This window comes from Paramesorhizobium deserti (assembly GCF_001558695.1).
In the GTDB taxonomy this organism is placed as follows: Bacteria; Pseudomonadota; Alphaproteobacteria; order Rhizobiales; family Rhizobiaceae; genus Paramesorhizobium; species Paramesorhizobium deserti.
Map to the genome: position 1 here is coordinate 1327941 of NZ_LNTU01000001.1, position 26666 is coordinate 1354606.

A 26666-nucleotide genomic window follows, 5' to 3' on the forward strand; every position below is an offset into this window, starting at 1 on the left:
CCGGTTGAATTGTACTGTTACTGTCTCTGCCGTTCCGGTGCAAGGCCGAGCATTGTCCTTGGAAATAACTACATGATTTTGCAATCGGCTGGATAGACGCAATGGACAGAACGGCAGGCTGGATCAACGGGTTTTTGGGTGTACTGATCTTCAGTGGCTCGCTGCCGGCGACGCGAATTGCCATCCTCGACATCGATCCGATGTTTCTGACGATGGCGCGCGCGGCCATCGCCGGTGTGCTGGCCCTGGCGCTGCTCGCCGTGTTCAGGCAGCGCCTGCCGGACCGTGGCGATCTCGTTTCACTTGGTGTCGTGGCGCTTGGCGTGGTGGTGGGCTTTCCGCTGCTGACCGCGCTCGCGCTGCGCGGGATGACTTCGGCGCATGCCATCGTCTTCGTCGGGCTGCTGCCGCTCGCGACCGCCCTCTTTGCTGTCCTGCGCGGTGGCGAGCGTCCGCGCGGACTGTTCTGGCTGTTTTCCATCGCCGGGAGTGCGATTGTCGCGGGCTATGCCCTCGGACAGGGAGGCGAATCCTCGGCTTACGGCGACGGTCTTATGCTCGCGGCAATCCTTGTCTGCGGGCTCGGCTATGCCGAAGGCGCCCGCCTGTCGCGCAAGCTCGGCGGCTGGCAGGTGATCTGCTGGGCGCTGGTCCTGTCATTGCCGCTGATGCTGCCGCTGGCGCTCCTCACCCAGCCGGCCTCCTGGGAGGGCATCGGCTGGCGGGCTCTCGCGGGCCTTGCCTACGTCTCGCTCTTCAGCATGCTGATCGGCTTCGTCTTCTGGTATCGTGGCCTGGTGCAAGGTGGAACGGCGGCCGTCGGGCAGTTGCAGCTGCTGCAGCCCTTCTTCGGCCTTACGCTCGCGGCATTGGTCGCGCATGAGGCGGTCGGCTGGGGCATGGTGGCGACCGCCGCCGCCGTGGTCCTCTGCGTGGCGGGGGCGAAGCGCTTCGCTTAAACGAAAGTCCAGACGGTGGTGCGCTTGACCTCAGCGTCCTCCAGGATGCGTGTCACCGGCACGGTGTAGACGGCAAGGGATTGAAGCCGCTCTTTGGGCAGATAGGCGCGGCCGGGATCGCCGACGATCACCGTCGCGCCGCGTTCGCGAAGGGTCGAGAACCATGGGATCAGCCGCTCTGCGAAGGGCCGCTCGTAAAAGACATCGCCGGCCAGTATCACGTCCCAGCCCTCGTCGGTGCCGATCAGATCCTCGATGCGGGAGGCGACGGCGACACCATTTGCGGCCGCGTTGAGCGCGATTGCGGTCTCGGCGAAGGGATCGATATCTGAGGCGATAACGCCTGCTGCCCCGGCTTTCGCCGCCGCTATGGCGACCAGCCCGGAGCCGGACGCGAAATCGAGGACGGCTTTGCCGCGGACGATTTCGGGATTGTCCAGAATATGACGCGCAACACCTTGGCCGCCCGCCCAAGCGAAGGCCCAGAAGGGCGGCGGCAAGCCGATGGTGGCAAGCTCCTCCTCGGTCTTGTGCCAGAGATCATGCGCCTCGTCGGCAAGAAAAAGCCTGATCTCCGGCACATGCGGCGGCGCTTGCAGGCGGGTATTGGCAAGAATGAAGGCGCGGGCCCTGTCGCCCGCGGATTCAAGTGGCGTGCCGGGGCTCATGCCGCCTGGCCAATGGTCATCGCGGCGCCGGATCGAGCCCGCCCATGCGGCAGACTTCCTTCCATTCGTCTTCGGTCACCGGCTGGACGGAAAGCCGCATGGAGGTGACGAGCGACATCTTGGCAAGCGCCGGGTTCTCCTTCACCGCCTTCAGCGTCACCGGCTTCGGCACGTCGCGGACGGCGCGGATATCGACGCACTCCCAGCGCGGATCGTCGGTGGTGGTGTCGTGATGGGCGAGCTTGCAGATTTCGACGACGCCGACGATCTCCAGCCCGTCATTCGAATGATAGAAGAAGCCCTTGTCACCGAGCTGCATGGCGCGCATGTTGTTGCGCGCCTGATAGTTGCGCACGCCATCCCATTGCGTGCCCTTTTCACCCGCCTTCTTCTGCATTTCCCACGACCATTTGTGCGGCTCGGATTTGAAAAGCCAGTAAGCCATGATTTTGCCCCTCCCGATCAGGCGTTGGCGGGATTGTTGATCGCCCAGTTCCACGGGCGTATCTCGACGGAGGCGAAGAGCCCAGCCTTGGCGTAAGGGTCCTTGGCCGCGATTGCCTTCGCCGCATCCATATGATCCGCCTCGACCACCACCAGACTGCCATTCGGCTTGCCGTCGTCACCGAGGAAGGGGCCGGCGAATTTCAGCCTTTCACCGAGATTCTTGAGATAATCGAGATGGGCTGGACGAGTGTCGAGGCGCAATTGCAGATGGTCGGGCTTGTCGTTGCACAGGATGGCGAAAAGCATCGGATTCCCTTCTTCCTTTAGCCGCATGACCTTGTCCGAAAAGTCTGCAACTTTTCGGGATCATGCTCTAGTCTTCGGTCTTGAGTGGGCGATTGAGCAGGGCGGTTACCGCTTCGTCAATGGTGAGATGGCGCGCAAGCAGAGCTGTGACGGCCATGATGATCGGCGCATCTATGCCGCGTTTGGCGCAGATTTCAGCAGCGATGGGAGCGGTGGCGACGCCTTCGGCCAGCGGCAGGCCTTCCAGCGGCTTGCCGGCGCCGAGCGCCATGCCATAGGAATAATTGCGCGACTGCGGCGAAGAGCAGGTGAGCATCAGATCGCCGAGGCCCGAGAGGCCCATCACGGTTTCAGGCCGCGCGCCGAGCGCCTGGGCGATGCGGCGCAATTCGGCAAAGCCGCGGGTGACGAGGGCCGCCAGCGCGCTCGCGCCGAGGCCGCGTCCGGTGGCAGCACCGGCCGCCAGCGCCAGCACGTTCTTCAGCGCGCCGCCGATCTCGACGCCGACCAGATCGTCGGTCGAATAGCAGCGGAAGGCGGGACCGGAGAGAAGCAGCGCCAGGCGATCCGCCGTCTCCAGTTCGGTGGAGGCGATGGTCACGGCGGTCGGCAGGCCACGCGCCACGTCAGTGGCGAAGCTCGGGCCGGAAAGGGCCGAGACCGCGTGGCCGGGCAGAGCCTCCGCAACCACTTCGGAGATCAGCCGCCCCGTCGAGCGCTCGATGCCCTTGGCGCAGAGTACGATGGAGGCGCTTGGTGGCACATGCGATGCGATCCCGCCCAGGGCATCGCGCATCGCCTGTGCCGGGAAGGCGGCAAGGACGATGGCTGCGTCCTTCAGCACATCCGCAGGATTGGTACTTGCCTGGATGCCATCGGCGAGGCTGATGTCGGGGAGATAGCGCTCGTTGCGCTTGTTAAGGTTGATATCGTTGACGCTCTCGGCGTCGCGCGCATAGAGCGCGACGTGATGGCCGCCGCGTGCGGCAACGGTGGCGAGCGCCGTTCCCCAGGCGCCGCCGCCGAGGACCGCAACCTTCACCCGTTCGTCCTTCATGCCTTGGCTCCCCGGCGGCCGGCGCCGATCAGGGGGGCGGCGGCCTGGTCGAGCGGCCAGCGCGAGCGCGGGGCGATATCGAGGGAATCACCCTGGCCATTGGCGGCGTGCTCGGCGCCGGCCCAGGCGATCATCGCGGCATTGTCGGTGCACAGAATGTGCGGCGGGGCGAGAAAGCGGAAGCCGTGTCGTGCGCACAGCGTTTCCAGCACCGCGCGCAGCGCCTTGTTGGCGGCGACGCCGCCGGCCACCACCAGCGTCGGCTCGCCAATCTCGGGAAACTGCTCGCGGAAGCGGGCGAGCGAGCGCGACACCCGGTCGGCCAGCGTATCGGCCACCGCCGCCTGGAAGGAGGCGCAGATATCGGCAACATCCTGATCGGAGAGCGGCACGAGCTCGGAAGCCGTCTGGCGCACGGCGGTCTTGAGGCCGGAGAAGGAGAAATCGAGCCGCGCCTCGCCTTTCAGCGGGCGGGGCAGGGCAAAGCGGGCGGGATCCCCGGAAAGGGCGGCTTTCTCGACGGCGGGGCCGCCGGGATAGGGCAGGCCGAGGAGCTTGGCCGTCTTGTCGAAGGCTTCGCCCAGCGCGTCGTCTATGGTGGTGCCGAGGCGCTCATACTGGCCGAGGCCGCGGACGAGAATCATCTGCGTGTGACCGCCCGAGACGAGTAGCAGGAGATAGGGAAAGGCGAGATTGTCGGTCAGCCGCGCCGTCAGCGCGTGGCCTTCCAGATGATTAACCGCATGGAAGGGCTTGCCCGCCGCCATTGCCAGCGCCTTTGCCGTCATCAGCCCGACGATCAGGCCGCCGATGAGGCCCGGCCCTGCCGTGGCGGCGACGGCGTCGATCTCCTTGAGCGGCGTATCGGCTTCCTCCAGCGCGCGGGCAACCAGCCTGTCCAGCGCCTCGACATGGGAGCGCGCTGCGATTTCCGGCACCACGCCGCCATAAGGCTCGTGCTCGGCGATCTGGCTCAGGACGACGTTGGACAGGATGCGGCCGTGCCCCTGCTCGTCGCGCTCGACGACGGCGGCGGCTGTTTCGTCGCAACTTGTCTCTATTCCCAGGACGCGCATTTGGTTCTAGACCCTGCATTCGTTGCCCGTCGGGGCAAAGACGGGTAGGTAAGTTCGCAAACCCGGTATCACGAAGGGCGTCATATGCAAACAGCATCCTTGAAGATCGGCACACGAGGCAGCCCGCTGGCACTGGCGCAAGCGCATGAAACGAAGCGCCGGCTGAAGGATACGCATGGGCTCGCCGACGACACCATCGAAATCGTGGTGATGTCGACGGCGGGCGACCGGATCCAGGATCGGCCCCTGTCGGAAGTGGGCGGCAAGGGGCTGTTCACGCAGGAGATCGAGGAAAGCTTGAGCGACGGCCGGATCGATCTGGCCGTACATTCGAGCAAGGATATGCCGACCGTTCTGCCGGAGGGGCTGCATCTCTCGGCATTCCTTGAGCGGGAGGATCCGCGCGACGCCTTCATCGGCCGGGACGTAAAGCGTCTCACTGATTTGCCGGAAGGCGCGACGGTCGGCTCCTCATCGTTGCGCCGGCAGGCGCTGATCCGCCGCATCCGGCCGGATATTACGGTGGTGAATTTCCGCGGCAATGTGGAAACGCGGTTGCGCAAGCTCGGTGAAGGGCAGGTCGACGGGACATTCCTCGCCTGTGCCGGGCTGAAGCGTCTCGGCATGGAGCATGTCATAAGCGAATTGCTTGACCCCACGCTCTTTCCACCCGCACCGGGGCAGGGGGCGATCGCCATTGAGAGCCGGATCGGCGATGCCCGAATCGATGCGCTGCTCGCGCCCCTCGACCATCGCGATACGCATGTCGCGCTCACCTGCGAGCGGGCATTCCTCGCTCGTCTCGATGGCTCCTGCCGCACGCCGATCGCGGGGCTGGCGAAGGTCTCGGGCGACCAACTCAGCTTTTCCGGCATGATCCTGACGCCGGATGGAGGCGAAGCCCATGAAGTCCAGGGCGAAGGCTCCATCGCCGATGCGGCGGCAATCGGCACGGATGCAGCCGAGCGGGTGCTTGCGCAGGCGGGCCCTGGCTTTCTCAGCAGCTGGAGCTGAACTGTGGCCGGCGCCGCACGGGTATTGGTGACGCGGCCCGAGCCGGGCGCGTCGCATACGGCGCGGCGGTTGGAAGAACTTGGCTTTTCGCCCGTCGTGCTGCCCTTGAGCGAAACGGTGCCGTTGGCGACAACTGTGCCGCCGGGGGGGTATGACGCGGTGGCGGTCACCAGCGTGAATGCCCTGCGCCATGCCGACCCGGCTTTGCTGGCGAGCCTCGTACATCTCCGTGCCTTTGCGGTGGGAGAGAAAACGGCGGCGGCGGCAAAAGCTGCCGGATTCGCTGATGTGACTGCGGCGGGAGGCGACGGCGAGGCGCTTGCCGCGACGCTTTCGAGCGCATTACGGCCCGGCGCGCATGTGCTCTACCTCGCGGGAAAGGTGCGCCGGCCGGATTTCGAAACGAGAGCCGCGGCCGGAGGCTTGGTGCTTACCGTCTGTGAAACCTACGATACGGCTTTCATCGATTACAAGGATTTGCGCGCGCGGCTGGGAGATAAGCCCATCGATGCCGCACTGATCTATTCGGTTTTTGCGGCAAAAGCGTTGATCGAGTTGGCGGAAGTTTCTGATCTTTTGACGGAAACCCGGTTTTTTTGCCTGTCTTCCCGCATTTTTGAAAGTCTCCCGGAACAGTGGAAACAGCGTGCCTCCATCAGTCAAAGGGCGGACGAGCAGGCCCTGTTCGATCTGCTCGCGGCACTTTGACCCTTTTTGCAGCGCAACCAATCCTTCATCTGCCGATTTTATCTGTTAAGTTCCTGAATGAATATCCCATTCCGAAGACGAGAGGCACCATGGCGAAATCCGGAACATCGCGTCACTCGAAGCCGGTCCGCAAGCCGGTCACCATCGATCTCGATCCATCGCAGGTGAAGCGCGTGTCAGAGCCCGAGGCGAATGCGAAGCCGGGGTCTGATCCAAAGCAAGTGCCTCCGGCCGAACCGGTCGGCGATTTGAGCCAGAAGTTGAAAGCCTCCGCCGTGAAACCCGGCGCGGCGAAAACGGATACGACAGGCATGAAAACGGAAGAAATTTTCGCCGATAAGCCAAAGGCGCAAGCTTCCGCAACGGCTTCTGCGTCAAGCCGTCGGGCAGCCGCCAAGGCACCGGCAAAGCCGGCCTCGAACGGTGGGGGAGGGTTTTCTCATCTGGCCGCCGGCGTCGCAGGCGGCATCATCGCGCTGGCCGGCGCGGCGGCGTTGCAATGGGGTAACGTCATCCCCTCGCCGGGAGCGGGTGCCTCCGCGGACCGGCTGGCCCGCATCGAGCAGGAAGTTGGCGAATTGCGCTCGGCGGCACCCGCCACAAGGCTTGACGAGCAGAGCCGGGCACAACTGACCGAGGCGCACGAGGCCGCCCGCCAGGCGCTCCAGCAGGCGCAGGGCACGGCATCGGATATCGCCGCGTTGAAGCAAACGGTCGAGGCGCAGCCTGCCGGGGAGGGTGCCGCACCGGCGCAGGAACTGACCGACCGCATCGCGGCGCTCGAGGAAAAGGTCGCGTCGGTTGAAACCCAGGCAGCACAGGCAGCCTCTGCCGCGTCACAGGATTCCGGCGGCATTAGCGATATCCAGTCGAAACTTGCAGCGCTGGAAGCCCAAGTCGCGGATCAGTCGCGCCAGCCGGCCGTCGCGGCGGCGATCGCGGCAACGGCGCTGAAATCGGCGATTGATCGGGGCGGTTCGTTCACCGCTGAACTCGATGCCTATGCGTCGGTGGCGCCGCAATCCGGGGATATCGAGGCGCTCCGGAAATTCGCCGGGACGGGTGTTCCCACTATTGCCGATCTCAACGCGCGGTTCGACGCGGTGGCGAATGGGATCGTTTCGACCGAGCGAAACGTGGATGCCAATGCCGGCTTCCTCGATCAGCTGATGGCCAGCGCCAAGAGCCTGGTGAAGGTTCGTCCGGTCGGGGAGGTCAGCGGCGACAGCGTGGGCGCGATCACGGCGCGCATCGGATCGGCGTTGCAAGCCGGCGATCTCGACCGCGCCATCGCGGAATGGGAGACGCTGCCAGAGAATGCAAAAGCAGCTTCGGCGCAATTCGCCGATGAGATGAAAGCCCGCCGCGATACCGACGCGCTGGTGTCGCGGACGCTGGCCGCCGCGCTCAAACCCGCGCCTGCCTCGCCCGCCACGCCTTCGGCCAATTAAGGGAACGAATTGATGCTGCGTATCCTGTTCTTCGTTCTTCTGGTTCTGGTGCTCGGCGGCGGCTTCGCCTGGCTGGCGGACAGGCCCGGCGATCTCGTCGTCACCTTCGCCGGCATGCGCTACGAGGTGACGCTGATGGTGGCTGCCACGGCGATCGTCGCAGTCGTCGCGGCGGTGATGCTCGCTTGGTGGCTGATCAAGAGCATCATCCGTTCGCCCTATGCCCTGCAGCGGCACTTCCGCGCGCGCAAGCGCGACCGGGGGTATCAATCGCTTTCCACTGGCCTCATCGCTGCCGGGGCGGGAGACGCCGAAGCCGCGCGCCGCATGACCAAGCAGGCGGGCAAGCTTCTCAATGTCGACCAGGAGCCGCTGATCAAGCTTTTGGAAGCACAAACCGCCATGCTCGAAGGCCGCACCAATGATGCGCGCGGGACATTCGAGGCGATGCTGGACGATCCCGAAACCCGGCTCCTCGGCCTGCGCGGTCTCTACCTCGAAGCGCAGCGTGCCGGCGCACGCGATGCGGCGCAGCATTATGCCGACGAGGCATCGAAACTTGCGCCGCATGTGGAATGGGCGTCGAGCGCCGTTCTCGGGCGGCTCGGCGCGGAAGGCGATTGGGACGAGGCGCTCAAGCTCCTCGATGCGCGCAAGGCGGGCCAGCAGACCGACAAGGAAACGGCAAGGAAGGAACGCGCCGCGCTTCTCACTGCCAAGGCCATTTCAGTCTTCGATTCCGATCCGTTGGCGGCCAAGACGACCGCGCTCGAAGCACACAAGTTCGCGCCGGATCTCATCCCCGCCGCCGTCATCGCCGCCCGGGCGCTGTTCCGGCAGGGCGATCTGCGCAAGGGCTCGAAAATTCTTGAAACCGCCTGGAAGAACAGCCCGCATCCGGATATCGCGCAGGCCTATGTGCATGCCCGGCCGGGCGATTCCACCCATGACCGGCTGAAGCGGGCGCGCCATCTCTTTGCGCTCAGGCCCAACAATCCCGAGGCGAGCCTGGCGCTGGCCCATGCCGCGCTCGATGCCGGCGAATATGCACTGGCGCGCGAAAACGCCGAAGCCGTGTTGCGCATGGCGCCGCGCGAGAGCGCCTATCTGCTGCTCGCAGATATCGAGGAAGCGCAGACGGGCGATCAGGGTCGCGTGCGGCAATGGCTGTCGCGTGCGGTGAAGGCGCCGCGCGACCCGGCCTGGACGGCGGACGGCTATGTCTCGGAGCAATGGGCCCCCGTCTCACCGGTGACGGGCCGGCTCAATGCCTTCGAATGGAAGGTGCCGGTCGAACAGCTTGCGCCGGTGATCGACGTACAAGAAGAAGTGCGGGGGCCCGAGCCCGAAACGCCTGACGTGCCTGTTGTGATCGAACCGGAGCCCGTTGCTCCGCAGCCGTCCAGCGGTGATGGCGCCGTGACGGTCGTTGAGGGCGAAAAACCCAAGCCGCAGCCGAAGCCAGTGAAGGCCAAGCCGGTTGGCGAGGCCGCATCCCCGGCTGACGAGGATGAGGTGAAGATGCTTGTCGTGGACGACCCGGGCGTGGCGCCGGAAGAGAAGGCGGGAGACAAGCAGGCGCGCTACCGTCTGTTCTGATCGCACATGGCGGGGCGGCATCGGGCGTTGCATTCCGGTCACGGTCGACCGGTCGCGACGCCTGCAGCCGTCAAGCCTGGCGATTGCCGGGTTGGCGTCCCCGCCGTTGCAGGTTATTTCTCCTGGAACAGCTCTTAATATGGATTGAGCGAAACACTGCGCGGGGTATTGATGTTCGATCGTCTTCTGACTTTTTTGAAGGGACTGCCTTTCGGGGAGGACAGGAGCGGCAAGGGCTTCGGCAAGGACGATCCCCGGTTGGCGGTCGCGGCGCTGATGTTCCACGTCATCGATGCCGATGGCGATCGCCACGACGAGGAGCGCAAGCGCATAGCGGAAACGCTTTCGGAAGCCTATCAGCTCAAGGGCGGCGAACTGGACGAACTGCTGGAGGCGGCGGAAGCCGCAGACCAGGAGGCGATCGATCTCTACAGCTTCACCAGCGTGATCAAGCGTCATCTCAACGAGCAGGAGCGCATCCGTTTCATCGAGCTGATGTGGGAAATCGCCTATGCCGACGGCGAGGTCGACGAGATCGAGGACAATGTAATGTGGCGCGTGGCCGAGCTGATCGGTGTTTCGTCGCGAGAACGCCTGACATTGAAGCATGCCGTGGCGGCGAGGATCGCTGCCACCAAGACCAAAACAAAGGCAAAATGAGGGGAGGCTTGTGATGTTCCGTGAGCCGAGATCGTCCAGCGGCCTTGCGAAAAGCCTCTCCGGTCACGAACCATCACGGATGTCACCGAGAATCCTGATCGTCCTGCACCAGGAGCATTCGAGCCCCGGTCGCGTCGGCCACCTGCTGCAAGCGGCAGGCTTCCACCTTGATATCCGCCGTCCGCCGCTCGGCGACCGCTTGCCGGAAACGCTGGAGGAGCATGCGGGCGCGGTCATATTCGGCGGGCCAATGAGCGCCAACGATCCGGAGGAGTTCGTCAAGCACGAGACCGAATGGCTGGCCGTTCCGTTGCGCGAGGAGAAGCCGTTTCTCGGCATCTGCCTTGGTGCACAGATGCTGGCCAATCATCTGGGCGCGAGCGTTGCGCCACATCCCGAGGGTCAGGTCGAGATCGGCTGGTATCCGCTGCGCGCCACCGAGGACGGCCGGGCGCTGATGGAACAGTGGCCGCAGATGGTCTATCATTTCCACCGCGAGGGCTTCGAGCTGCCGCGCAGCGCGACCCTGCTTGCGACCGGCGATGTCTATCCCAACCAGGCGTTCCGTTACGGCTCTCATGCCTGGGGATTGCAGTTCCATGCCGAGCTGACGCAGGTGATGATGCATCGCTGGGTGGTGCGCGGGGCGCACCGGTTCGCGCTTACCGGTGCGCAGCAAGGGCGCATGCATCTGGAGGGGCGACTCATCCATGATGCCGCCCTGAGGGCCTGGCTCGTGGCATTCCTGACGCGGATTTTCGGCACGGCGGATTGTGTCGCCGCTCGCTGCGTCTGATCTGCCCTACTTTGCCGCATTTATGCGACGCCGGGTGATTCCACCTTGGCTGCAAAATGCCTAGACCCTTCCCTGCAGGTGCCGCGCCTTGCGCAGTTGCGGAAACCAGTAGGCCCAGAGCGCGGCCACGGCAACCGATCCCACTCCGCCGAACACCACGGCGGGAACCGTGCCGATCAACGCCGCCATGAAGCCGGCGCGGAATTCGCCCAGTTCATTTGATGCGCCGATGAACACCATGTTGACCGCATTGACGCGGCCACGGACATGGTCCGGCGTCCAAAGCTGCATGAGTGTTTCGCGTATATAGACGCTGACCATGTCGGCCGCACCCAACAGGGCGAGGGCTGCGATCGAGAGCCATGCGACCGTCGAAACGCCGAAGAGAATGGTAAAGAGGCCGAACAGTCCGACGCATACGAACATGATGATGCCGGCGTGATCACGCACAGGATGGCCGGTGAGCCAGACGGCGGTGAGTATGGCGCCGACGCCTGGCGCCCCGCGCAGCATGCCAAGGCCCCATGGACCGAGCTCCAGGATGTCTCGGGCATAGACCGGGAGAAGCGCCACCGCTCCACCGAGAAGCACGGCAAAAAGATCAAGCGATATAGCGCCGAGCACCACCTTTTCCTTCCAAATATAGCGGAAGCCGGCGAGCATGGTTTCGAGCGACGGCTTTTCGGAGGGTGTGTGCTGATGCGGTTTCGGGATGGCGAAGATGAGGATCGCGCTGAGCGCCAGGAGGAGCGTGGCGACCGTATAGGCGACGACGGGGGAAATGCCATAGAGCAGGCCGCCTGCCACCGGGCCGATGATAGTGGCGATCTGCCAGGCCGAGGCATTCCATGAGACGGCATTGGCGAAGGTTTCGGTCGGCACCAGATTGACGACCAGCGAGGCGGCAGCCGGACCGAGAAAAGCGCGCGCAACGCCGAAGGCGGCGAGCGTGGCGAAAACCGTCAGCGGCGCAAACAGCCCCGATAATGTGAGGAAGAGCAGGAAGGCGGCGGCCGCGGCTTCGATGGCAAGCGTCGTGCCCATGATTAGCCGCCTGCCGAAACGGTCGGAGGCGGCTCCGGTCACCAGAACCAGGAGGAGGGCCGGCAGAAACTGGACAAGACCGACCAGACCGAGGTCGAAGGGATCGCGGGTCAGATCATAGATCTGCCAGCCGACCGCGACGCTGACGATCTGCGTGGCGAAGGCGCTGGCGAAGCGGGACAGCCAGTATTTTGCGAAAGAGGAATGGCGGAAAGCGGCATAGCGGTCGGCGGATGCGCTCGCTTCAGGAGAGATCATTGCTGCATTCTCTATCTGGATGCATGTGGCTGGGAATATTCGGCGAAAACCGCTTCATGTCCAGATCGAAGGCGGTACTTTGACAGGGACAAAAAAAGACCGGCTGATAGCCGGTCTTTTGTTTCACTTATCGGCGTCCGATTCAATCCTTGCCGATCAGGGCCTTCCAGATGATGGCGCCGATGGCCGCGCCGATCAGCGGCGCCACCCAGAACAGCCAGAGCTGGCCCAGCGCCGCGGTTTCGGCGAAGAGTGCCGCTCCGGTCGAGCGCGCAGGGTTGACCGAGGTGTTCGTCACCGGAATCGACACCAGATGGATCAGCGTCAGGCAAAGGCCGATGGCGATCGGCGCAAAGCCTGCAGGAGCGGTCGATGCGGTGGAGCCGAGAATGACGACGAGGAAGAAGGCGGTCAGGACAATTTCGGCGACCAGCGCCGCGGTCATGTTGTAACCGCCGGGCGAAAGCTCGCCATAGCCGTTGGATGCGAAACCGCCCGGCGTGTAGCCGGCTTTGCCGGAGGCGATGAGATAGAGCACCGCGGCGGCGGCAATGGCGCCGACGACCTGAGCGATCCAGTAAGGGATCAGGTTCTTCCAGTCGAAGCGGCCGGCAACGGCAAGGCCGAGCGAGACGGCTGGATTGAAATGGCCGCCGGAAATGCCGCCGACGGCAAAGGCCATCGTCAGCACGGTCAGGCCGAAAGCCAGCGCCACGCCCAGGAAGCCGATGCCCAGATCGGGGAATGCCGCGGCAAGGATGGCGCTCCCGCAGCCACCGAAGACAAGCCAGAAAGTGCCGAAGAATTCGGCCGAGAGTTTGTTTAACATGCTTAATCCCCCAGTAGACAGGCGCTGTCTTGAGATGCGAATCAATATGTTAGAAACATATTCCGGCTTCTTACTGCCGGCAATACTGAAAGATTGGCCGCAAATTTATCGAAAAAACACTGCAAAATGATGAAAACAGATTAACTCAAAGCCCTTCCAATCAAAAACTTGCGAGGCTTTGCGCGATCAGGCAATCGACGGGAAATCCGTCACCGTGTATGTATGGAATTCGTTGAAGACGTAATCGGGTTTCGCGGGGGCGCCTGAAACTCGGAGGACGAAATGATTGGAATGTCGGCAGGTCACGGATATATGCGCAAGTTCGTTGGTGTTCTATCCCTGCCTCTACTGATTGGCCTGTCGGGCTGCCAGGCCACGGCGTGGTCGGAGAAACTCTCCGTCGAAACGGTTGAGTTGCCGAAGGAGTGCGCCGGCTGGCAGAAAATCGAGGTCAAGCAGCGCACGACACTGGCGCTGATGCGTCTCGACCCCCGTCTGCTGGTCGACATCGATTCGCACAATCTGCGAGGTAGGAATCTCGGCTGCTGGAAATGACGCGGTATCATTCCGGGCGGTCATGACGCGGGGCGCGGGGCATGCATCTCGATATTATCGAATTCCGGTCCTTCTACGCTTCCAATCTGGGGCATCTGGCCGAGCGCTCGATCGTCATGGCGCTGTCGCCGCTATGGGCGAAACTGCCGGAAGAGCGGCTGGTCGGCATCGGCTATACGCTGCCCTATCTCGACCGATTCCGCGCCGATACAGAGCGGACCTTCGCCTTCATGCCGGCGGGGCAGGGGGCGATCAACTGGCCGTCCATGGAGGCCTGCGCCACGGCGCTCGTCTTCGACGAGGAACTGCCGCTGCCGGATGCGTCCGTCGACCGCATCCTGCTGGTGCATGCGCTGGAGCATTCGGAAAATCCGAGCGAGACGTTGAAAGAGATGTGGCGGGTGCTTGCGCCTAACGGCCGGCTGGTGATCGTCGTGCCCAACCGCCGCGGCGTCTGGGCGCGATTCGAGCACACGCCCTTCGGCAGCGGCAGGCCTTATAGCCGCGGTCAGCTCGTCCGCGTGCTGCGGGAAGCCAATTTCACCGCGGGAACGGTGGTGGAGGCGCTGCATTTCCCGCCTGCGGCACATCGCTGGATGCAGGGTCCATCCGCCCTGGTGGAAAGGGCCGGCCGGCGGTTGTGGCCGATCTTCGGGGGCGTGCTGATCGTCGAGGCCTATAAGCGGCTCTATCAGGGGCTGCCGGTGGCACAGCGCTCCTCGCGCCGCGTCTTCGTTCCCGTGCTTGCGCCGCAGGGATCGGCCATGCACCGGAAACGACCGGATGGGGAAATCGGCGTCTGACGAAGCTGCCCCGCCTTTACTTCATGGCGGGCTGCGGAGCGATGCCTATGTTTTCCAGCTCATATGACGTGGTCTGATAGACCTGGTTTATCCAGTTGCCGAAGAGCAGATGGGCGTGCGAGCGCCAGCGGTTGAGCGGCTGGCGCAGGGGATCGTCCTCGGGGTAATATTCGTGCGGCACCTCGATCGGCACGCCGGCGGCGACATCGCGGTCGTATTCCTCCTTGAGCGAGGTGGAGTCGTATTCGATATGGTTGAACATATAGAGCCGGTTGCCGGTCGCCTCGGTGAGCAGGCAGGGGCCGGTCTCGTCCGATTCCATCAGCAGTTCCAGACCAGAACCGGATGGAATGTCGGCGGCGCGCACCTCCGTCCAGCGCGAGACGGGAATGGCGAAATCGTCCGAAAAGCCGGCAAGATAGGGCGAGGCGGGCGCGTTGTTGCGGTGACGGAAGACGCCGAAAGCCTTCTTCTTCAACGTGTGCTTGGGAATACGGTGGAAATGCCAGGCGGCGGCCATCGCCCCCCAACAGATGAAGAAGGAGGAATGGACGTTCGATGTCGTCCAGTCAAAGATACGCGCCAGCTCGTCCCAATAGGTGACGTCCTCATAGGCCAGAAGCTCCACGGGGGCGCCGGTGACGATAAAGCCGTCGAATTTGCGCGACCTGACCTCCTCCCACGTCCGGTAGAAGGTGATGAGGTGGTCTTCGGGCGTGTTCTTGGCCTTGTGATTGCCGATGCGCACCAGCGTCAGCTCAACCTGAAGCGGCGATGCGCCGATCAGTCGGGCGAATTGCGTTTCCGTGCGGATCTTGTTCGGCATGAGGTTGAGGAGCCCGATCTGCAAGGGGCGGATGTCCTGACGCAGCGCCGTGCGTTCGTCCATGACGGACACACCCTCGCGCACGAGCACTTCGTGGGCTGGCAGCTCATCGGGAATCTTGATCGGCATCGCACAAGCTCCAAAACAAAAAAACCGGCAGCGAAATCGCGGCCGGTCCAAATGGATTCATGTATCCATCGGCCTTTTTAGCAAATTGTTTTACGTGGCTGCAAGCCGGCCGGCCAAATCACCACAATTCCTAGCCGCATGATTTTATCCGAAAAGTCTACAACTTTTTGGAATCATGCTCTGAGGTGCTTTTAAGCCTGCCGCCCCTTTGCGTCAATGGAGTTGATGGGCTAAAGGAAGCGGCCCTGGATTTTGTTTTTACGCAAGGTCCGCTGGGAAAGCGGTTCCCGCTTTTCCCGGGAAAGCCGCTTTGCATTTTTCTGGATTTGCTCTGATAGGACCACCCGATGATTTCGCCCGACCGTCCCAGCCCGAAAGCCGGTGTTCTCGATATCGCAGCCTATGTGCCCGGCAAGGAGACCGCGCCTGGTGTGGCGAAGGTCTACAAGCTTTCGGCCAACGAGACGCCACTGGGGCCGAGCCCGCGGGCGATCGAAGCCTATCAGGCGGCGGCGCATCGGCTGGCGCTCTATCCCGACGGCCACGCAAAGGCGCTGAAGGACGCCATTGCCGAGACGCAGGGGCTCAACCCCGCCAACATCATGTGCGGCAACGGTTCTGACGAACTGCTCGGCCTGCTGGCGCAGACCTATCTGGCGCCGGGCGACGAAGCTGTTATCACCGAACACGGCTTCCTGGTCTACAAGATCCAGACACTTGCTGCGGGCGCGACGCCTGTGACGGTCAAGGAGAAGGACGCGCGCATCGATGTCGATGCCATTCTGGCGGCGGTCAGCCCGCGCACGAAAATCGTCTTCATCGCCAACCCGGCCAATCCGACCGGCACCTACCTGCCTTTCGAGGAGGTGCGGCGGCTGCATGCCGGCCTGCCGAAAAACGTGCTTCTGGTGCTCGACGCAGCCTATGCCGAATATGTCCGACGCAATGATTACGAAGCCGGGGTGGAACTGGTGTCGTCGAACGAGAATGCGGTGATGACGCGCACTTTCTCCAAAATCCATGGCCTTCCCGCCCTGCGCATCGGCTGGATGTATGCGCCTGCGCATGTGATCGATGCCGTCGACCGGCTGCGCGGGCCGTTCAATCTCAACAGCGCCGCGATCGCGGCGGGTGCGGCCGCAGTCCGCGACCGGGCGCATGTCGAGATGTCGGTCGCCTTCAACGACAAATGGCTCAGATGGCTCGATGCGGAGCTGACGGCGCTGGGCTTAAGGGTCACGCCATCGGTCGCCAATTTCCTGCTGGTGCATTTCCCTGACGATCCCGAGAAATCGGCAGAGAAGGCGGACGCCTATCTGACCTCGAAGGGCTATATTTTGCGCCGTGTCGGGGCTTACGGGTTCCCCAACGCGCTGCGCCTGACCATCGGCCCGGAAGAAGCCAATCGCGGCGTCGTTGCCGCCCTGTCCGATTTTTTGAAGTAAAGAGAATGTCCAATATCCATTTCGAGAAAATAGCGCTGATCGGGATCGGCCTCATCGGATCGTCGCTGGCGCGGGTCATCCGACGTGAAGGGCTGGCGGGCAGCATCGCCATCGCCACGCGCAGCGCGGAAACACTGAAGCGAGCCGAGGAGCTGGGGCTGGGCGACAGCTATACAACCGACAATGCGGAAGCCGTGGGGGACTCGGATCTCGTCATCGTCTCGGTGCCGGTCGGTTCCTCCGGTCTGGTTGCGCTCGAGATCGCCGACAATCTGAAGAGCGGCGCCATTGTCACCGATGTCGGCTCGACGAAGGCCTCCGTCATCGCGCAGATGCAGCCAGCACTGCCGACAAGCGTACATTTCATCCCTGGCCACCCTCTGGCGGGCACGGAATATTCGGGTCCGGATGCGGGTTTTGCCGAGCTCTTCACCAATCGCTGGTGCATCCTGACGCCGCTGCCGGAGACTGATCCGGAAGCTCTGGCGAAACTCGCGGCTTTCTGGGAGGCCTGCGGCTCGCGGGTCGACCGGATGGATCCGCAGCATCATGATCTGGTGCTGGCCATTGTTTCGCATCTGCCGCACCTGATCGCCTACAACATCGTCGGCACTGCGAGCGATCTGGAGCAGGTAACGAAATCGGAAGTGATCAAATACTCCGCTTCCGGCTTTCGCGACTTCACCCGGCTTGCCTCATCCGACCCGACGATGTGGCGCGACGTCTGCCTGAACAACAAGGACGCGATCCTGGAAATGCTCGGTCGTTTCTCCGAGGATCTTGCCTCCCTGCAGCGCTCCATCCGCTGGGGTGATGGTGACGCGCTGTTCGAGCTGTTTACGCGGACACGTGCGGTGCGCCGTGGCATCATCGAGGCGGGGCAGGAAGTGGATGCGCCCGATTTCGGCCGCCAGGCGGCCGTGTCCAGAACTGGAAGCAATTAGGTCGGATCAAGCCCTAAAGGGCGGGCAGAGTTCCCAACGGAATGAAGCCCGCCCTCGCCTTGCCGCGCATGACATCGACGGTGATGGTCGGCGCGCCGTTTTCGTCCTTCGGCATGGCCGAGAGGGCGAACAGGATCGTTGAGATGTTGCGCTCCTGATCCGGAAAGGCCGCTCGCGCCGCTTCTGCAAGGGCGGACGGGTTGGTGAGGCTCATGCGGAACGTGCCGTCGATCACGCCTTGCTCATCGACCGAGAACGGGCCGGAAAGCGTCAGTGATCCCCCCGATGGCAGGGAGAGCGTCGCCTGCCTGATCTCGCCGGATTGTCCGCGCAAGCGCTCCTCGATCGCTCCCGGCCTTGGCTGGAACAGTGCTGCGGCGTCGGATAGTTGCATATTCGCCGATCCGGACAGGGGCGGTACAGGTGTATCGCCGACTGTGGCCTCGGAGAGCTTCAGCCCATCGAATTTGAGCGTCGTTTGCATGGGGCCGTTGAAGCCATTTGCCTCGAACTGCAGATTGTCGATTTCGGCGAGCGGCGTTGCGCTGGTGGTCTGCGTGCGCACGCCGATGCGCAGGCCCTTGGCGGTGGTGGAGATGCGGGAAGGCACCGGGCGGATGAGCTCGGTGCTCGACGTCAGCTTGTCCCAGCGCAGCTCGAGCGGCAGCAGGCCGGGGATTCCGACGAAGGCGGGACTGGTGATTTCATTCGTCAGGCTTCGCGGAGCATAGACCGGCGAACCGGAGCTGATGCGCCCGGCGAGGAACGAGATGCCGGCATTGGGCCGCCGCCATGAAATGCTGTCGCAGACGATATCGATGCGGAAGGGATAGCCCGATGTGTGCAGGTTTTCGCAATTGGCCGAGATGCCCTTCGCACCAAGTCCTGCCAGATTGCTTTTCGCGCGGTCTTCCAGCTTGTCCGCCAGATAGAACCAGCCTGCCGTATAGGCGATGACTGCGGCGAGAACGCCGGCTGTCAAAAACAGAAAACCCTTTCTGTTCCTTCTGGATGAGACGCTTGACGGCATGGAGGAAGCCCCGTTATCGATCTTAAGTGCAATTGCTTTGCGGTATCACCGGCACCCCGATTGCGCGTGCCGGACATCAGTTATTGGCCAGTTACTGGAATGGATATGGGCGATTTTTGGGTATTTGGCTATGGTTCCCTGATGTGGAAGCCAGGTTTTGCCCATGTGGAAACGGCCCATGCCCGTCTTTACGGCTATCGAAGGGCGCTTTGCATCCACTCTCATATCCATCGCGGCACACCACAGCATCCCGGTCTGGTGCTCGGGCTCGATCGCGGTGGCTCATGCCTTGGCCTTGCCTTCCGGGTGCCGGGCGATCTGACCGACGAGGTGCTTGCCTATCTGCGTGCCCGCGAACTCGTCACCAAGGTCTATCTGGAGAGGCATTTGCCGTTGCGCCTGGAAGACGGGCGTTCGGTGGAGGCGGTGGTCTATGTCGCCGATCGGCGCCATCAGCAATATGCCGGCGCCCTTCCGGCGGAGAAGGCAGCGGAAATCGTCGTCGGGGCTTCGGGCCAATCCGGCCCAAACGCCGATTATGTCACCAGCACGGTCGATCACCTGCGCAAGATGGGCATCCGTGATCACTGGCTGGAAAGCGTGGCCGCGATGATCGGGGAAAAGCCAAAGGGCGATCGCTGATCCGCTTTATTGCCGGGTACGCGTCGGCTCGACGCCCAGTTCCTTCAGCCTCTGGATCGCGGTAGGCGGCATGGGCGGCGGATTCGGGCCCTTCGCCGCTTCGATCAGCAATTCGTCGCAAGCCGCTTCCGTCACCTCGATCAGGCGCTTGAAGAACACCTCCTTGTCGAGGCCGGGCTCGATGGGCGGCAGCACACGGCAGCGTATCGTGCCTGGATAGCGGCGGAACTTGCGGCGCGGCCAGTAGAGGCCGGCATTGTGGGCGATGGGGATCACCGGCAGGCCCAGCTCGGCATAGATATGGGTGATACCGTATTTATACTGGGGCGGCGCGCCGGGCGGGCGGCGGGTGCCTTCGGGATAGATCAGGATCTGACGGCCTTCGTCGATGGCCTTCTGCGCGCCGAGCGTGATGGAGCGCAGCGCCTTGGCGCGGGTGCCACGGTCGATCGGGATCATGCGCATCTTGGCGACATACCAGCCGAAGAGCGGGATCCACATCAACTCCCTTTTCAGGATCATCACGGGATCGTCGAGCCGGGGCAGGAAGGCGAACACATCCCAGAAAGACTGGTGCTTCGGCGCGCAAATGTAGGCGCCCTCGGGGATGTTCTCCAGCCCCTCGATCTCGTAGTCCGTTCCCACGATCATCTTCTGCAGCCAGAGATTGGAGAGGGCCCAGTTCTTCGGCACTATCCACGCCTTCTTGCGCGGCATGAGGAAATAGATCGGCGTGAAGACGATCATCTGGATGATGATGTTGGCATAGAATGCCGTGTTGAACAGCAATGAACGGATGACGGTGATCAAGCGTGCGCGCCCCAGGGCAGATGCCGGAATGGCCACACCGATATAGCAGATCGCCTCATCTTTCCAGACGCAAAGCGCGGACTTTTGCGAGAGTTCACTGGCCTGGCGAAGCAGCGTTGCCGGTGGTCGCCGAGGAGAAGATGGCCGCCCGCGCCATGGATCTCAGATATTTGATATATTCGGTCATGAGCACGCGCAGCGCGTCGCCCTGCTTTATCCAGTTCTCCTGGTTCAGATCGGTCCTGACCACGGGATAGGGGATGAACTCGACATCGGGCATGGTGCGCGACAATTCGGCCATGCTGCGCGGTATATGGTAATTGTTGGTGACGACGATGACGCGGCGATAATCGTGCGCCTTGATCCATTTGGCGCTTTCCGTAGCGTTGCCGACGGTATCGAGCGCCGAACGGTCGATATCGATGCAGCAGTTGAACAGGGCCTCATCGGCATGGGTGACGCGCTGCAGCGCCTTGCGTTTCGTAGAGGGGTGCACGCCGCTGATGAGAAGCCGCTTACCGTGCTTTTCCTTTAGGAGGCCGATCGCCGTTTCGATGCGGGCCTGCCCGCCGGTCAGCACAATGATGCCATCGGCGACCGGAACGGTGGCCGGTTCCTGCATATTGGTGACCTTTTCGCAAAAGGCGAGGAACCCAACCGCGAAGCCCAGGACGAAGATGGACAGCAGGATGGTGACGGGCTGGAAGAATTTGCGGAGGCGGGCGAACAGGCGGTTCATGATAGGGGTCAGCAGGCGACGGTGCTTGGCGGAGGACCGCGAAACAAAGGCGCGATCCTTTTCATATTGCTCCAGAGTGCTTTTCTCCACCGGAGCGGCCGTGGCGAAATGCGTTTCCATCGGCAAACCCTACTCAGGAATTGAGGCATAGGGTAGCCGTGATTACGTTGAGAAGACAGAATTTCGTCTTCCTGTGAGGAGAGGTCAAGGGCATTTCTACAATTAACGAGTGCTTTATCAGATGGATTCCGATCCACGGTTGTCCATCTCCTTCAACTGCGTGATAACGGTCAGACGCGTGGTTATCATGGTCAGCACGCTTACGAGCAGGATAATGATCGCCACGCCGATATAGCCGTCCCTGCCGATGGCGAAATTGCCGAAGAGCGCCGCCGCCTGGTCGGCTTCCGGCGTAGCCAGGTTGCGCGACGACCACCATGAAATCAGCAGGAACATGAGGACGGCAGCCCCGCCGCCGCACAGCGCGCCCTTGAAGGCGGTGCGGAAAAAATGGCGCTCGAATTCGCGTGCGACGAATTTCGCTTCGGCGCCGATGAAATGCAGCACCTCGATGATATGGCCGTTTCCGGCCATCGCGCCGCGCGTGGCGAAGATGACGGTCAGCACCGTCGCGGCGATGACGAGAGCGAGCACGCTCATGCCGATCAGCACGGTGGTGCGGGCCATGGAGACGAGACGGTCAACCCAGGTGCGGTGATCGTCGAAACTTGCGCCGGGCACGTTGCGGACGAGCTCGGCGCGCAGATTGGCGAAGTCAGGCGGCGATTCCTCATCGATCGAGACGACGACCAGCCGCGGCACCGGCAGTTCATCGATGTTGAGCCCCGAGCCCAGCCATGGCTCGAGCAGGCGAGCCGTGGCGGCGCGGTCGATAACGCGGGTCGAGGTCACACCGGCAAAACCCTGGGCGATCTTGCCCGCCTGGGCCAGAAGGGCTTCCATGTCCTCGCCTTCGACGGGCCTGATCTGGATTGTCGCCTCCTTGGAGATCTGGCTTTGCCAGGCCGCGGCCGAATCACGGACGAGGCTAACGCCGCCAAATGTCAGGCAGGCGAGGAAAGTCATGATGGCGATGACGATGATGAGGGCAGTGCCGGCGACGTTGCCCTGCGGCACGATGGGCGATTGGCTTGGACCCTTGCGCCATTCCTCGATCAGCCTGAAAGCGGCATCGCGGACGAGATCGAGCCGCTGCATGACCTCATTCATAGATGTCGAGCCTCCCGTGATCGAGGATCATGCGGCGGGCATTGACCTGGTCCATCAGCGTCAGATCGTGAGTGGCGATGATGACGGCGGTTCCCGAGCGGTTCAATTCTGCGAAAAGGCGCAGGAGGCGGCGGGCGAGCGGCGGATCGACATTGCCCGTCGGCTCGTCGGCGAGCAGGATTTCGGGCTGGTCGATCAGGGCGCGGGCGATCGCGGCACGCTGCTTCTCGCCGCCCGAGAGCACGGGGGGAAGCACGCGCATGCGCTCGCCGAGACCCACCCATTGCAGAAGCTCCTCGACCTCATGTCGATAGGCCGCCTCTTCCTTGCCGCGTACGCGCAAGGGCAGCGCCACGTTTTCGTAGGTTGTCATATGATCGAGAAGGCGAAAATCCTGAAATACCACGCCAATGCGGCGGCGCAGGAGCGGCAGCTCGCCGCGATCGAGCGTGGCGATATCCTTTCCGAAGACATTGATGAGGCCGCGCGTGGGTTTGAGCGCCATGAAGAGAAGGCGCAGCAGCGACGTCTTGCCGGCGCCGGAGGGGCCGGTGAGAAACTGGAAGGAACGCGCCGGGATGTGGAAGCTGACGTCACGCAGGACCTCAGGACCCATACCATAGCGCAGCCCGACATTCTCGAAGCGAATCACGATGCAATAGTCCCGGACTTCATGGGATGGTTCATAAGCCGGAATGAGCATTGAATGCTATGGTTAATCACGCATTAAATTCCCTGCTTCGCGGTGGAAAAGGACAAGAGGAAACGTTAACCATTTTCAGTCAGTCTGGAACCCCTGCCAAGCGCATCGGCCTGAAAACCGATTTCAGTTTCCCGGAAAGGACGCATGGCGCCGTAGACGGAATTGCACGGGGGAATGTGACTGCACGATGGCAGAAGGCGATCGAAAGGGTTTCTCCGGCTTCAGGGTTGACAATGTGGTGGAGGATGCCGAGTTCGAGAGCATCGCGCCGCAAGGCGATCGCCCGCGGGTGATGCAGTCTTCGGCCCCAGCGCCGTTTGAACCTGATCACCTGGCGATCCTCAAGACTGGTACCCGCCGCCGCTTCGTGTCCCCCGAAGGGCGATTGCCCGGCACGGCTTACTGGGCTTTGGTGGTGCTCGCTGCTTCCAGTGCGTTCTGGATGTCGGGCGGCCATGTGCTGTTCAGGTGATTTCATCCGGCTGCAAAATGCTCTACAGAGCCGTGCGCCAGCACGGCTCTGTAAGTTATTGAAACTGCGCATCAGGCTTTCTGAAAATCGATTCCGATTTTCGGGCCGATGCTGTAAGGACAGGGCGGAAAAACCAAAGCAGGAATCATCTGATGCCAGAAGTCGGCGGCAAGACCATCGAAACGCTGTTCAGCGCGGAAGAGATCGCGGAACGCAACCTTGATCTGGCGCGGCAGATCTCTGACCGGCATTTCCACGACCTGCTGGTGATCTCGATCCTGAAAGGGTCTTTCATCTTTGCTGCCGATCTGATCCGCGCCATGCATGATGTGGGCGTCGAGCCGCATGTCGAGTTCATCACCGTGTCGAGCTATGGGGCCGGCACTGAAAGCGGCCAGGTGCGGCTGCTGCGCGATATCGACAGCGATGTCTCGGGGCGCGACGTGCTTTTGATCGACGATATTCTCGAATCGGGCAAGACGCTGAAATTCGTGCGTGATCTGATGCTGGAGCGCGGTGCGCGCAGTGTCACCATTGCCGTACTGCTCGACAAGTCTATGCGCCGCAAGACCGATATCGAGGCCGATTTCAAGGGGTTTGAATGCCCGGACTATTTCGTCGTGGGCTATGGCATGGATGTCGGCCATGCCTTCCGGCAGTTGCCGTTCGTCGGTTGGGTGAAGGAGTGAGGAGCAGTCCGCGTAGCGGACAAGAAGCCCACGATTTGGCTTTTTGCGCGACGAACGCCCGGAGCAATAGCGGAGGGCAGGCACCGCTCAATCGAATTTGAGCAGCCGCTCCAGATAATCCTTTTCCACCTGCGGGCTCAGCGAATTGCCGAGGCGGCGGCGGATCTCTTCCAGGATCTGCCGGGCGCGCTGGATATCGATTTCACCGGGAACCTTGACGCTATCGCCGAAATCCGGGCCGGTCGTAGCGCGCGGGCGGCCGAGCGGATCACGATCGTCAGGTGATTGCTGGCCGCGGTTTCCGTCGGGGCCGTTCTGGCCCATGGCCTGCTGCATCTGCTGCATCATATTGCGTGCGCCGCGCCGCAGTGCATCGAGCGCATTGGCCTGCTCATCCGTTGCTTCGCCGCCCTGCGCGCGTCCCAGCGCGTCGCCGGCACGGCCCATCGATTCTCCGGCTTCGCCCATCTCCTGGCCGGGTTCCATGCCCATGCCCTTGAGACTATCCATCAATTGCTGGAGCTCCGACTGGAGCTGGCCCTGGCCCTGTTGCAGCCGGCGCATGGCTTCGGCCAACTGCTCCTGCGTCATCTGACCGTTCTGACCCTGACCGTTCTGACCGTTCTGACCATTCTGGCCCTGTTGCTGGCCTTCCTGTCCCTGTTGGCCCTGCTGACCTTGCTGGCCCTGCATCTGCTGATCCAGCCGGAACGTCTCGTTCATCATCTCCTGCTGGCGGCGCATGAGATCGCCAAGCTTGTTCATCTGCTGGCGCATCTGGCCCTGCTGACCCTGTTGGCCTTGCTGCCCCTGCTGGTTCTGGCCCATCTGCAGGTTGTTCATCATGTTTTCGAGCTGCGAGAGCAACTGCTGCGCCTGATCGCGCGAGCCCTGCTTCGCCAGGTTCTCGATCTGGTCCATCATCCGGTCGAGGTCCCTTTGCGTCAGCATCTGCGCGTTCGGGTCCATCATCTGCTGGGCATTGGGGTTCTGCTGCTGGCGCTGGGCGAATTCACGCAGGAACTCCTGCATGGCCTGGCGCAATTCGGCCATCAGCTTTTCGATCTCCTCGGGGCTGGCGCCATTCTGGATCGCCTGCTTCAGGGCTTCCTGGGCCTGCCGCAGCCGTTTTTCCGCTTCCGACAGCTGCCCATCCTCAATGCCCCGCGCCACCTGCCACATATAGGCGACGACATCGCGAAGCTGGTCGTCATTGCGGGCGAGCCTGAGCCTGGAATAGATGCTGCGCAGGGCGAGATAATGCGTTGCGTTCTTGATCGTGTCCTGGGGCCGCAAGGTGATCGCGCTCAGCATGTCGAGCACGCGGTCGCGCTGGTCGGCATCGAGCGCCAACATCCGCCTTTGCTCGACCACCGCACGAGCCAGCGGATTGGAGAAGGGACGCTCGGGCAGGACGAGGGTCTTCGTCTCGCTGCGGCCTTCCTGTCCGGCATCATCGGCGGCGACCAGCGTCAACTTCACTTCCGATCCGGCCCATGGATGCTCCGTGATATCCTTCGATGTCGTCGCTTCCTTCGAACCCGCACCGCGGCGAGGCAGGACGAGCGGCACGTCCGGCGCCTTGAAGAGCGGGTGGGCGCCGGCGGCGGTCGGCTCTGCCGGCACGATCTCGGCATGGCCCTTGGCCGCGCCATAGTCGTCATCAATGGAATAGGAAAGCTCCAGCGTGCCGTTCAGCGCACGGCTCGGCTCCTTGGTGAAGCGGACGAGGGGCGGCTGGTCGGGGATGACGGCGAAGGACCAGTGGGCCAACGTGCCGCGGCCGGAAAGGGTGAGTCCGGTCTGGCTTTCCAGCGGAAACTGGAAATTGCGCGCATTCTTGACAGCGGCAGGTGTCGCCGGGGTCTTGCCGTCCGATAATGCGGAAGGGGCAGCATTGCTCTCGGCGGGCACCTCATGTTCGGTTCCATCGGCGCTGGTGGCGGTCAGCGTTTCGTTGCCGCTGCCGCCGATCACCCGCACCGCGACGATACTGCCTTGCGGGACCGTGAAATCGGTGTCCTCGGTACTGGCCTGTGAGGTAAGGAAGATCGGCGCTCGGCCGGTATAGCGCGGCGGCGTCACCCAGGCATCGATGCGCGGTGGAACGCCGCCCGCGCCATAACGGATGTCAAAGGCGTCGGAAATCCTGCCGCCGGACGGGCCGCTCGCATAGGCAAGCGCGGTGACGAAAAGCAGGGCGACGGCGGCGCGCAGGCCCCATGGGTCACGCTCGGGGATGCGCGGTCGCGGCGTGCCGCCCTGCAGGTCTTTCAGCTTCTCGGCCATGCGGCGGCGATGCTCTTCCCACAGCGCCTTGGCGAAAGGATCGTGATTGCCCGAAGCCATCGCATCGGCCTGGACCGAAATCGGCTCATGGACCAACAGATTGGCCGCTTCCAAGCGGCGGTCGACTTCTGATCGCGTGGGGATGCGTAGGCGCGTCGGCAGATAAAGGGCTGCGAGCCCTGCAATGGCGAAGGTGCCGAGCATGCCGATATGCAGCCAGCCCGGCATATGCCGGAACAGGCCCAGCCAGGAAATGGCGGCGAAGAGGGCGGCGAGAGTGAGAAGCGGCAGGACGAGCGGCCATAGCCGCTCGAATGTCATCGAGAGGAAGGCTGTGCGACGCACCCGGCGTATGGCGGCAAGCGCCGCCGTGTCGCGGGGTGCCGTCTCGACGGTTTCCGTTTCGGGCATGTCGTCGCGTCGATCTGCCATGCTCGCCTCATTCAAAATCAGCCGCGCGCACGCAGCACTACTATCATTAGAATAGC

General features: G+C 62.9%; 27 protein-coding genes, 1 pseudogene and 1 riboswitch. Of the genes and pseudogenes, 14 read left to right on the plus strand and 14 right to left on the minus strand.

Translation table 11 applies throughout. From position 1 onward, the window contains the following. Positions 1-101 precede the first annotated feature (101 nt). Positions 102-959: a DMT family transporter gene (locus ATN84_RS06300; protein ID WP_068880656.1), complete on the plus strand. Its 858-nt coding sequence runs from the start codon at positions 102-104 to the stop codon at positions 957-959. Here the strand turns inward: ATN84_RS06300 and ATN84_RS06305 are convergent. The 5 genes from ATN84_RS06305 to tsaD form a co-directional block, all read right to left on the minus strand. Next, positions 956-1627: a class I SAM-dependent methyltransferase gene (locus ATN84_RS06305; protein ID WP_068880657.1), complete on the minus strand. Its 672-nt coding sequence runs from the start codon at positions 1625-1627 to the stop codon at positions 956-958. The genes ATN84_RS06300 and ATN84_RS06305 overlap by 4 nt on opposite strands. 16 nt (positions 1628-1643) lie before the next feature. Further along, positions 1644-2072, minus strand: coding sequence for an EVE domain-containing protein (locus ATN84_RS06310; protein ID WP_068880658.1), 429 nt, complete (start codon positions 2070-2072; stop codon positions 1644-1646). A gap of 17 nt (positions 2073-2089) precedes the next feature. Next, positions 2090-2380, minus strand: coding sequence for a YciI-like protein (locus ATN84_RS06315; protein ID WP_068880659.1), 291 nt, complete (start codon positions 2378-2380; stop codon positions 2090-2092). 67 nt (positions 2381-2447) lie between these two features. Further along, positions 2448-3437: an NAD(P)H-dependent glycerol-3-phosphate dehydrogenase gene (locus tag ATN84_RS06320; RefSeq protein WP_068880660.1), complete on the minus strand. Its 990-nt coding sequence runs from the start codon at positions 3435-3437 to the stop codon at positions 2448-2450. After that, positions 3434-4513, minus strand: a complete 1080-nt coding sequence (gene tsaD / locus ATN84_RS06325; protein ID WP_068880661.1) for a tRNA (adenosine(37)-N6)-threonylcarbamoyltransferase complex transferase subunit TsaD — start codon at positions 4511-4513, stop codon at positions 3434-3436. Before tsaD ends, ATN84_RS06320 begins: the two co-directional genes overlap by 4 nt. An 84-nt stretch (positions 4514-4597) precedes the next feature. On the opposite strand from tsaD, the gene hemC reads away from it, so the two are divergent. The 6 genes from hemC (at position 4598) to ATN84_RS06355 (ending at position 10741) form a co-directional block, all read left to right on the plus strand. Then, positions 4598-5527: a hydroxymethylbilane synthase gene (gene hemC, locus ATN84_RS06330; RefSeq protein ID WP_068880662.1), complete on the plus strand. Its 930-nt coding sequence runs from the start codon at positions 4598-4600 to the stop codon at positions 5525-5527. 3 nt (positions 5528-5530) lie between these two features. Next, positions 5531-6235, plus strand: a complete 705-nt coding sequence (locus ATN84_RS06335; RefSeq protein WP_068880663.1) for a uroporphyrinogen-III synthase — start codon at positions 5531-5533, stop codon at positions 6233-6235. An 89-nt stretch (positions 6236-6324) separates the two neighbouring features. After that, a complete protein-coding gene (locus tag ATN84_RS06340) occupies positions 6325-7686 on the plus strand; it encodes a COG4223 family protein (protein ID WP_068880664.1) in 1362 nt (453 codons plus the stop codon). A gap of 12 nt (positions 7687-7698) precedes the next feature. Then, on the plus strand, positions 7699-9285 hold the full coding sequence (locus tag ATN84_RS06345) for a heme biosynthesis protein HemY (protein WP_068880665.1): 1587 nt from the start codon (positions 7699-7701) through the stop codon (positions 9283-9285). 171 nt (positions 9286-9456) lie between these two features. Then, positions 9457-9945: a tellurite resistance TerB family protein gene (locus ATN84_RS06350; protein WP_068880928.1), complete on the plus strand. Its 489-nt coding sequence runs from the start codon at positions 9457-9459 to the stop codon at positions 9943-9945. A 79-nt stretch (positions 9946-10024) separates the two neighbouring features. Beyond that, entirely contained in the window at positions 10025-10741 is a 717-nt protein-coding gene (locus tag ATN84_RS06355; protein ID WP_068880666.1) for a glutamine amidotransferase, read from the plus strand. Between the two features lie 60 nt (positions 10742-10801). Here the strand turns inward: ATN84_RS06355 and ATN84_RS06360 are convergent, their stop codons facing one another. Together ATN84_RS06360 and aqpZ are read right to left on the minus strand one after the other, a co-directional pair. After that, complete coding sequence (locus tag ATN84_RS06360) at positions 10802-12043, minus strand: MFS transporter (protein ID WP_201026315.1); 1242 nt, start codon at positions 12041-12043, stop codon at positions 10802-10804. Positions 12044-12185: 142 nt separating this feature from the next. Then, on the minus strand, positions 12186-12872 hold the full coding sequence (aqpZ, locus tag ATN84_RS06365; protein WP_068880667.1) for an aquaporin Z: 687 nt from the start codon (positions 12870-12872) through the stop codon (positions 12186-12188). A 312-nt stretch (positions 12873-13184) separates the two neighbouring features. On the opposite strand from aqpZ, the gene ATN84_RS06370 reads away from it, so the two are divergent. Then, positions 13185-13427 (plus strand): hypothetical protein, encoded by a 243-nt coding sequence (locus ATN84_RS06370; protein ID WP_425287369.1) that lies wholly within the window; start codon positions 13185-13187, stop codon positions 13425-13427. A gap of 41 nt (positions 13428-13468) precedes the next feature. Beyond that, entirely contained in the window at positions 13469-14230 is a 762-nt protein-coding gene (locus tag ATN84_RS06375) for a class I SAM-dependent methyltransferase (RefSeq protein WP_068880669.1), read from the plus strand. A gap of 16 nt (positions 14231-14246) precedes the next feature. On the opposite strand, the gene metA is transcribed toward ATN84_RS06375, so the two are convergent. Beyond that, positions 14247-15185 (minus strand): homoserine O-acetyltransferase MetA, encoded by a 939-nt coding sequence (gene metA / locus ATN84_RS06380; protein WP_068880670.1) that lies wholly within the window; start codon positions 15183-15185, stop codon positions 14247-14249. A 56-nt stretch (positions 15186-15241) separates the two neighbouring features. Beyond that, a riboswitch (SAM riboswitch) is annotated at positions 15242-15320 on the minus strand. A gap of 212 nt (positions 15321-15532) precedes the next feature. On the opposite strand from metA, the gene hisC reads away from it, so the two are divergent. Beyond that, positions 15533-16630: a histidinol-phosphate transaminase gene (gene hisC, locus ATN84_RS06385; RefSeq protein ID WP_068880671.1), complete on the plus strand. Its 1098-nt coding sequence runs from the start codon at positions 15533-15535 to the stop codon at positions 16628-16630. A 5-nt stretch (positions 16631-16635) separates the two neighbouring features. Beyond that, complete coding sequence (locus ATN84_RS06390) at positions 16636-17574, plus strand: prephenate/arogenate dehydrogenase family protein (RefSeq protein ID WP_068880672.1); 939 nt, start codon at positions 16636-16638, stop codon at positions 17572-17574. 13 nt (positions 17575-17587) lie between these two features. Here ATN84_RS06390 and ATN84_RS06395 read toward each other — a convergent pair whose 3' ends face one another. Further along, entirely contained in the window at positions 17588-18556 is a 969-nt protein-coding gene (locus tag ATN84_RS06395; RefSeq protein WP_068880673.1) for a DUF2125 domain-containing protein, read from the minus strand. 153 nt (positions 18557-18709) lie between these two features. Here ATN84_RS06395 and ATN84_RS06400 point away from each other — a divergent pair, with 153 nt between their 5' ends. Next, positions 18710-19246 carry a gamma-glutamylcyclotransferase gene (locus tag ATN84_RS06400; protein ID WP_068880674.1) on the plus strand — a complete coding sequence of 179 codons (537 nt, stop codon included), beginning with the start codon at positions 18710-18712 and terminating at the stop codon, positions 19244-19246. A 6-nt stretch (positions 19247-19252) separates the two neighbouring features. On the opposite strand, the gene ATN84_RS06405 is transcribed toward ATN84_RS06400, so the two are convergent. The 4 genes and pseudogenes from ATN84_RS06405 to ftsE form a co-directional block, all read right to left on the minus strand. Next, positions 19253-19993 carry a lysophospholipid acyltransferase family protein gene (locus ATN84_RS06405; protein WP_425287378.1) on the minus strand — a complete coding sequence of 247 codons (741 nt, stop codon included), beginning with the start codon at positions 19991-19993 and terminating at the stop codon, positions 19253-19255. A gap of 157 nt (positions 19994-20150) precedes the next feature. Then, positions 20151-20915: a YdcF family protein gene (locus ATN84_RS06410; protein ID WP_244490985.1), complete on the minus strand. Its 765-nt coding sequence runs from the start codon at positions 20913-20915 to the stop codon at positions 20151-20153. Between the two features lie 117 nt (positions 20916-21032). After that, positions 21033-21944 (minus strand): annotated as a pseudogene (locus ATN84_RS06415) (cell division protein FtsX); the annotation flags it as partial. 73 nt (positions 21945-22017) lie between these two features. Then, positions 22018-22677 (minus strand): cell division ATP-binding protein FtsE, encoded by a 660-nt coding sequence (gene ftsE / locus ATN84_RS06420; RefSeq protein WP_068880932.1) that lies wholly within the window; start codon positions 22675-22677, stop codon positions 22018-22020. 238 nt (positions 22678-22915) lie between these two features. Between ftsE and ATN84_RS06425 the strand changes: the two genes are divergently transcribed. Further along, entirely contained in the window at positions 22916-23200 is a 285-nt protein-coding gene (locus tag ATN84_RS06425) for a hypothetical protein (RefSeq protein WP_068880676.1), read from the plus strand. Between the two features lie 152 nt (positions 23201-23352). Further along, positions 23353-23889, plus strand: a complete 537-nt coding sequence (hpt, locus tag ATN84_RS06430) for a hypoxanthine phosphoribosyltransferase (protein ID WP_068880677.1) — start codon at positions 23353-23355, stop codon at positions 23887-23889. Between the two features lie 87 nt (positions 23890-23976). On the opposite strand, the gene ATN84_RS06435 is transcribed toward hpt, so the two are convergent. Further along, on the minus strand, positions 23977-26589 hold the full coding sequence (locus tag ATN84_RS06435; RefSeq protein WP_244491009.1) for a TIGR02302 family protein: 2613 nt from the start codon (positions 26587-26589) through the stop codon (positions 23977-23979). Positions 26590-26666: the final 77 nt, after the last annotated feature.

Bases quoted from the DNA above. Each gene is read 5' to 3' on its own strand.
- ATN84_RS06340 (WP_068880664.1), top strand. From the start codon at position 6,325: ATGGCGAAATCCGGAACATCGCGTCACTCGAAGCCGGTCCGCAAGCCG.
- hisC (WP_068880671.1), top strand. From the start codon at position 15,533: ATGATTTCGCCCGACCGTCCCAGCCCGAAAGCCGGTGTTCTCGATATC.
- ATN84_RS06355 (WP_068880666.1), top strand. From the start codon at position 10,025: ATGTCACCGAGAATCCTGATCGTCCTGCACCAGGAGCATTCGAGCCCC.
- ATN84_RS06410 (WP_244490985.1), bottom strand. From the start codon at position 20,915: ATGGAAACGCATTTCGCCACGGCCGCTCCGGTGGAGAAAAGCACTCTG.
- aqpZ (WP_068880667.1), bottom strand. From the start codon at position 12,872: ATGTTAAACAAACTCTCGGCCGAATTCTTCGGCACTTTCTGGCTTGTC.
- ATN84_RS06300 (WP_068880656.1), top strand. From the start codon at position 102: ATGGACAGAACGGCAGGCTGGATCAACGGGTTTTTGGGTGTACTGATC.
- tsaD (WP_068880661.1), bottom strand. From the start codon at position 4,513: ATGCGCGTCCTGGGAATAGAGACAAGTTGCGACGAAACAGCCGCCGCC.
- ATN84_RS06375 (WP_068880669.1), top strand. From the start codon at position 13,469: ATGCATCTCGATATTATCGAATTCCGGTCCTTCTACGCTTCCAATCTG.
- ATN84_RS06320 (WP_068880660.1), bottom strand. From the start codon at position 3,437: ATGAAGGACGAACGGGTGAAGGTTGCGGTCCTCGGCGGCGGCGCCTGG.
- ATN84_RS06435 (WP_244491009.1), bottom strand. From the start codon at position 26,589: ATGCCCGAAACGGAAACCGTCGAGACGGCACCCCGCGACACGGCGGCG.
- ATN84_RS06405 (WP_425287378.1), bottom strand. From the start codon at position 19,993: ATGATCGTCTTCACGCCGATCTATTTCCTCATGCCGCGCAAGAAGGCG.
- hemC (WP_068880662.1), top strand. From the start codon at position 4,598: ATGCAAACAGCATCCTTGAAGATCGGCACACGAGGCAGCCCGCTGGCA.
- metA (WP_068880670.1), bottom strand. From the start codon at position 15,185: ATGCCGATCAAGATTCCCGATGAGCTGCCAGCCCACGAAGTGCTCGTG.
- ATN84_RS06305 (WP_068880657.1), bottom strand. From the start codon at position 1,627: ATGAGCCCCGGCACGCCACTTGAATCCGCGGGCGACAGGGCCCGCGCC.
- ATN84_RS06370 (WP_425287369.1), top strand. From the start codon at position 13,185: ATGCGCAAGTTCGTTGGTGTTCTATCCCTGCCTCTACTGATTGGCCTG.
- ATN84_RS06310 (WP_068880658.1), bottom strand. From the start codon at position 2,072: ATGGCTTACTGGCTTTTCAAATCCGAGCCGCACAAATGGTCGTGGGAA.
- ATN84_RS06360 (WP_201026315.1), bottom strand. From the start codon at position 12,043: ATGATCTCTCCTGAAGCGAGCGCATCCGCCGACCGCTATGCCGCTTTC.
- ATN84_RS06400 (WP_068880674.1), top strand. From the start codon at position 18,710: ATGGGCGATTTTTGGGTATTTGGCTATGGTTCCCTGATGTGGAAGCCA.
- ATN84_RS06390 (WP_068880672.1), top strand. From the start codon at position 16,636: ATGTCCAATATCCATTTCGAGAAAATAGCGCTGATCGGGATCGGCCTC.
- hpt (WP_068880677.1), top strand. From the start codon at position 23,353: ATGCCAGAAGTCGGCGGCAAGACCATCGAAACGCTGTTCAGCGCGGAA.
- ATN84_RS06345 (WP_068880665.1), top strand. From the start codon at position 7,699: ATGCTGCGTATCCTGTTCTTCGTTCTTCTGGTTCTGGTGCTCGGCGGC.
- ATN84_RS06315 (WP_068880659.1), bottom strand. From the start codon at position 2,380: ATGCTTTTCGCCATCCTGTGCAACGACAAGCCCGACCATCTGCAATTG.
- ATN84_RS06350 (WP_068880928.1), top strand. From the start codon at position 9,457: ATGTTCGATCGTCTTCTGACTTTTTTGAAGGGACTGCCTTTCGGGGAG.
- ATN84_RS06425 (WP_068880676.1), top strand. From the start codon at position 22,916: ATGGCAGAAGGCGATCGAAAGGGTTTCTCCGGCTTCAGGGTTGACAAT.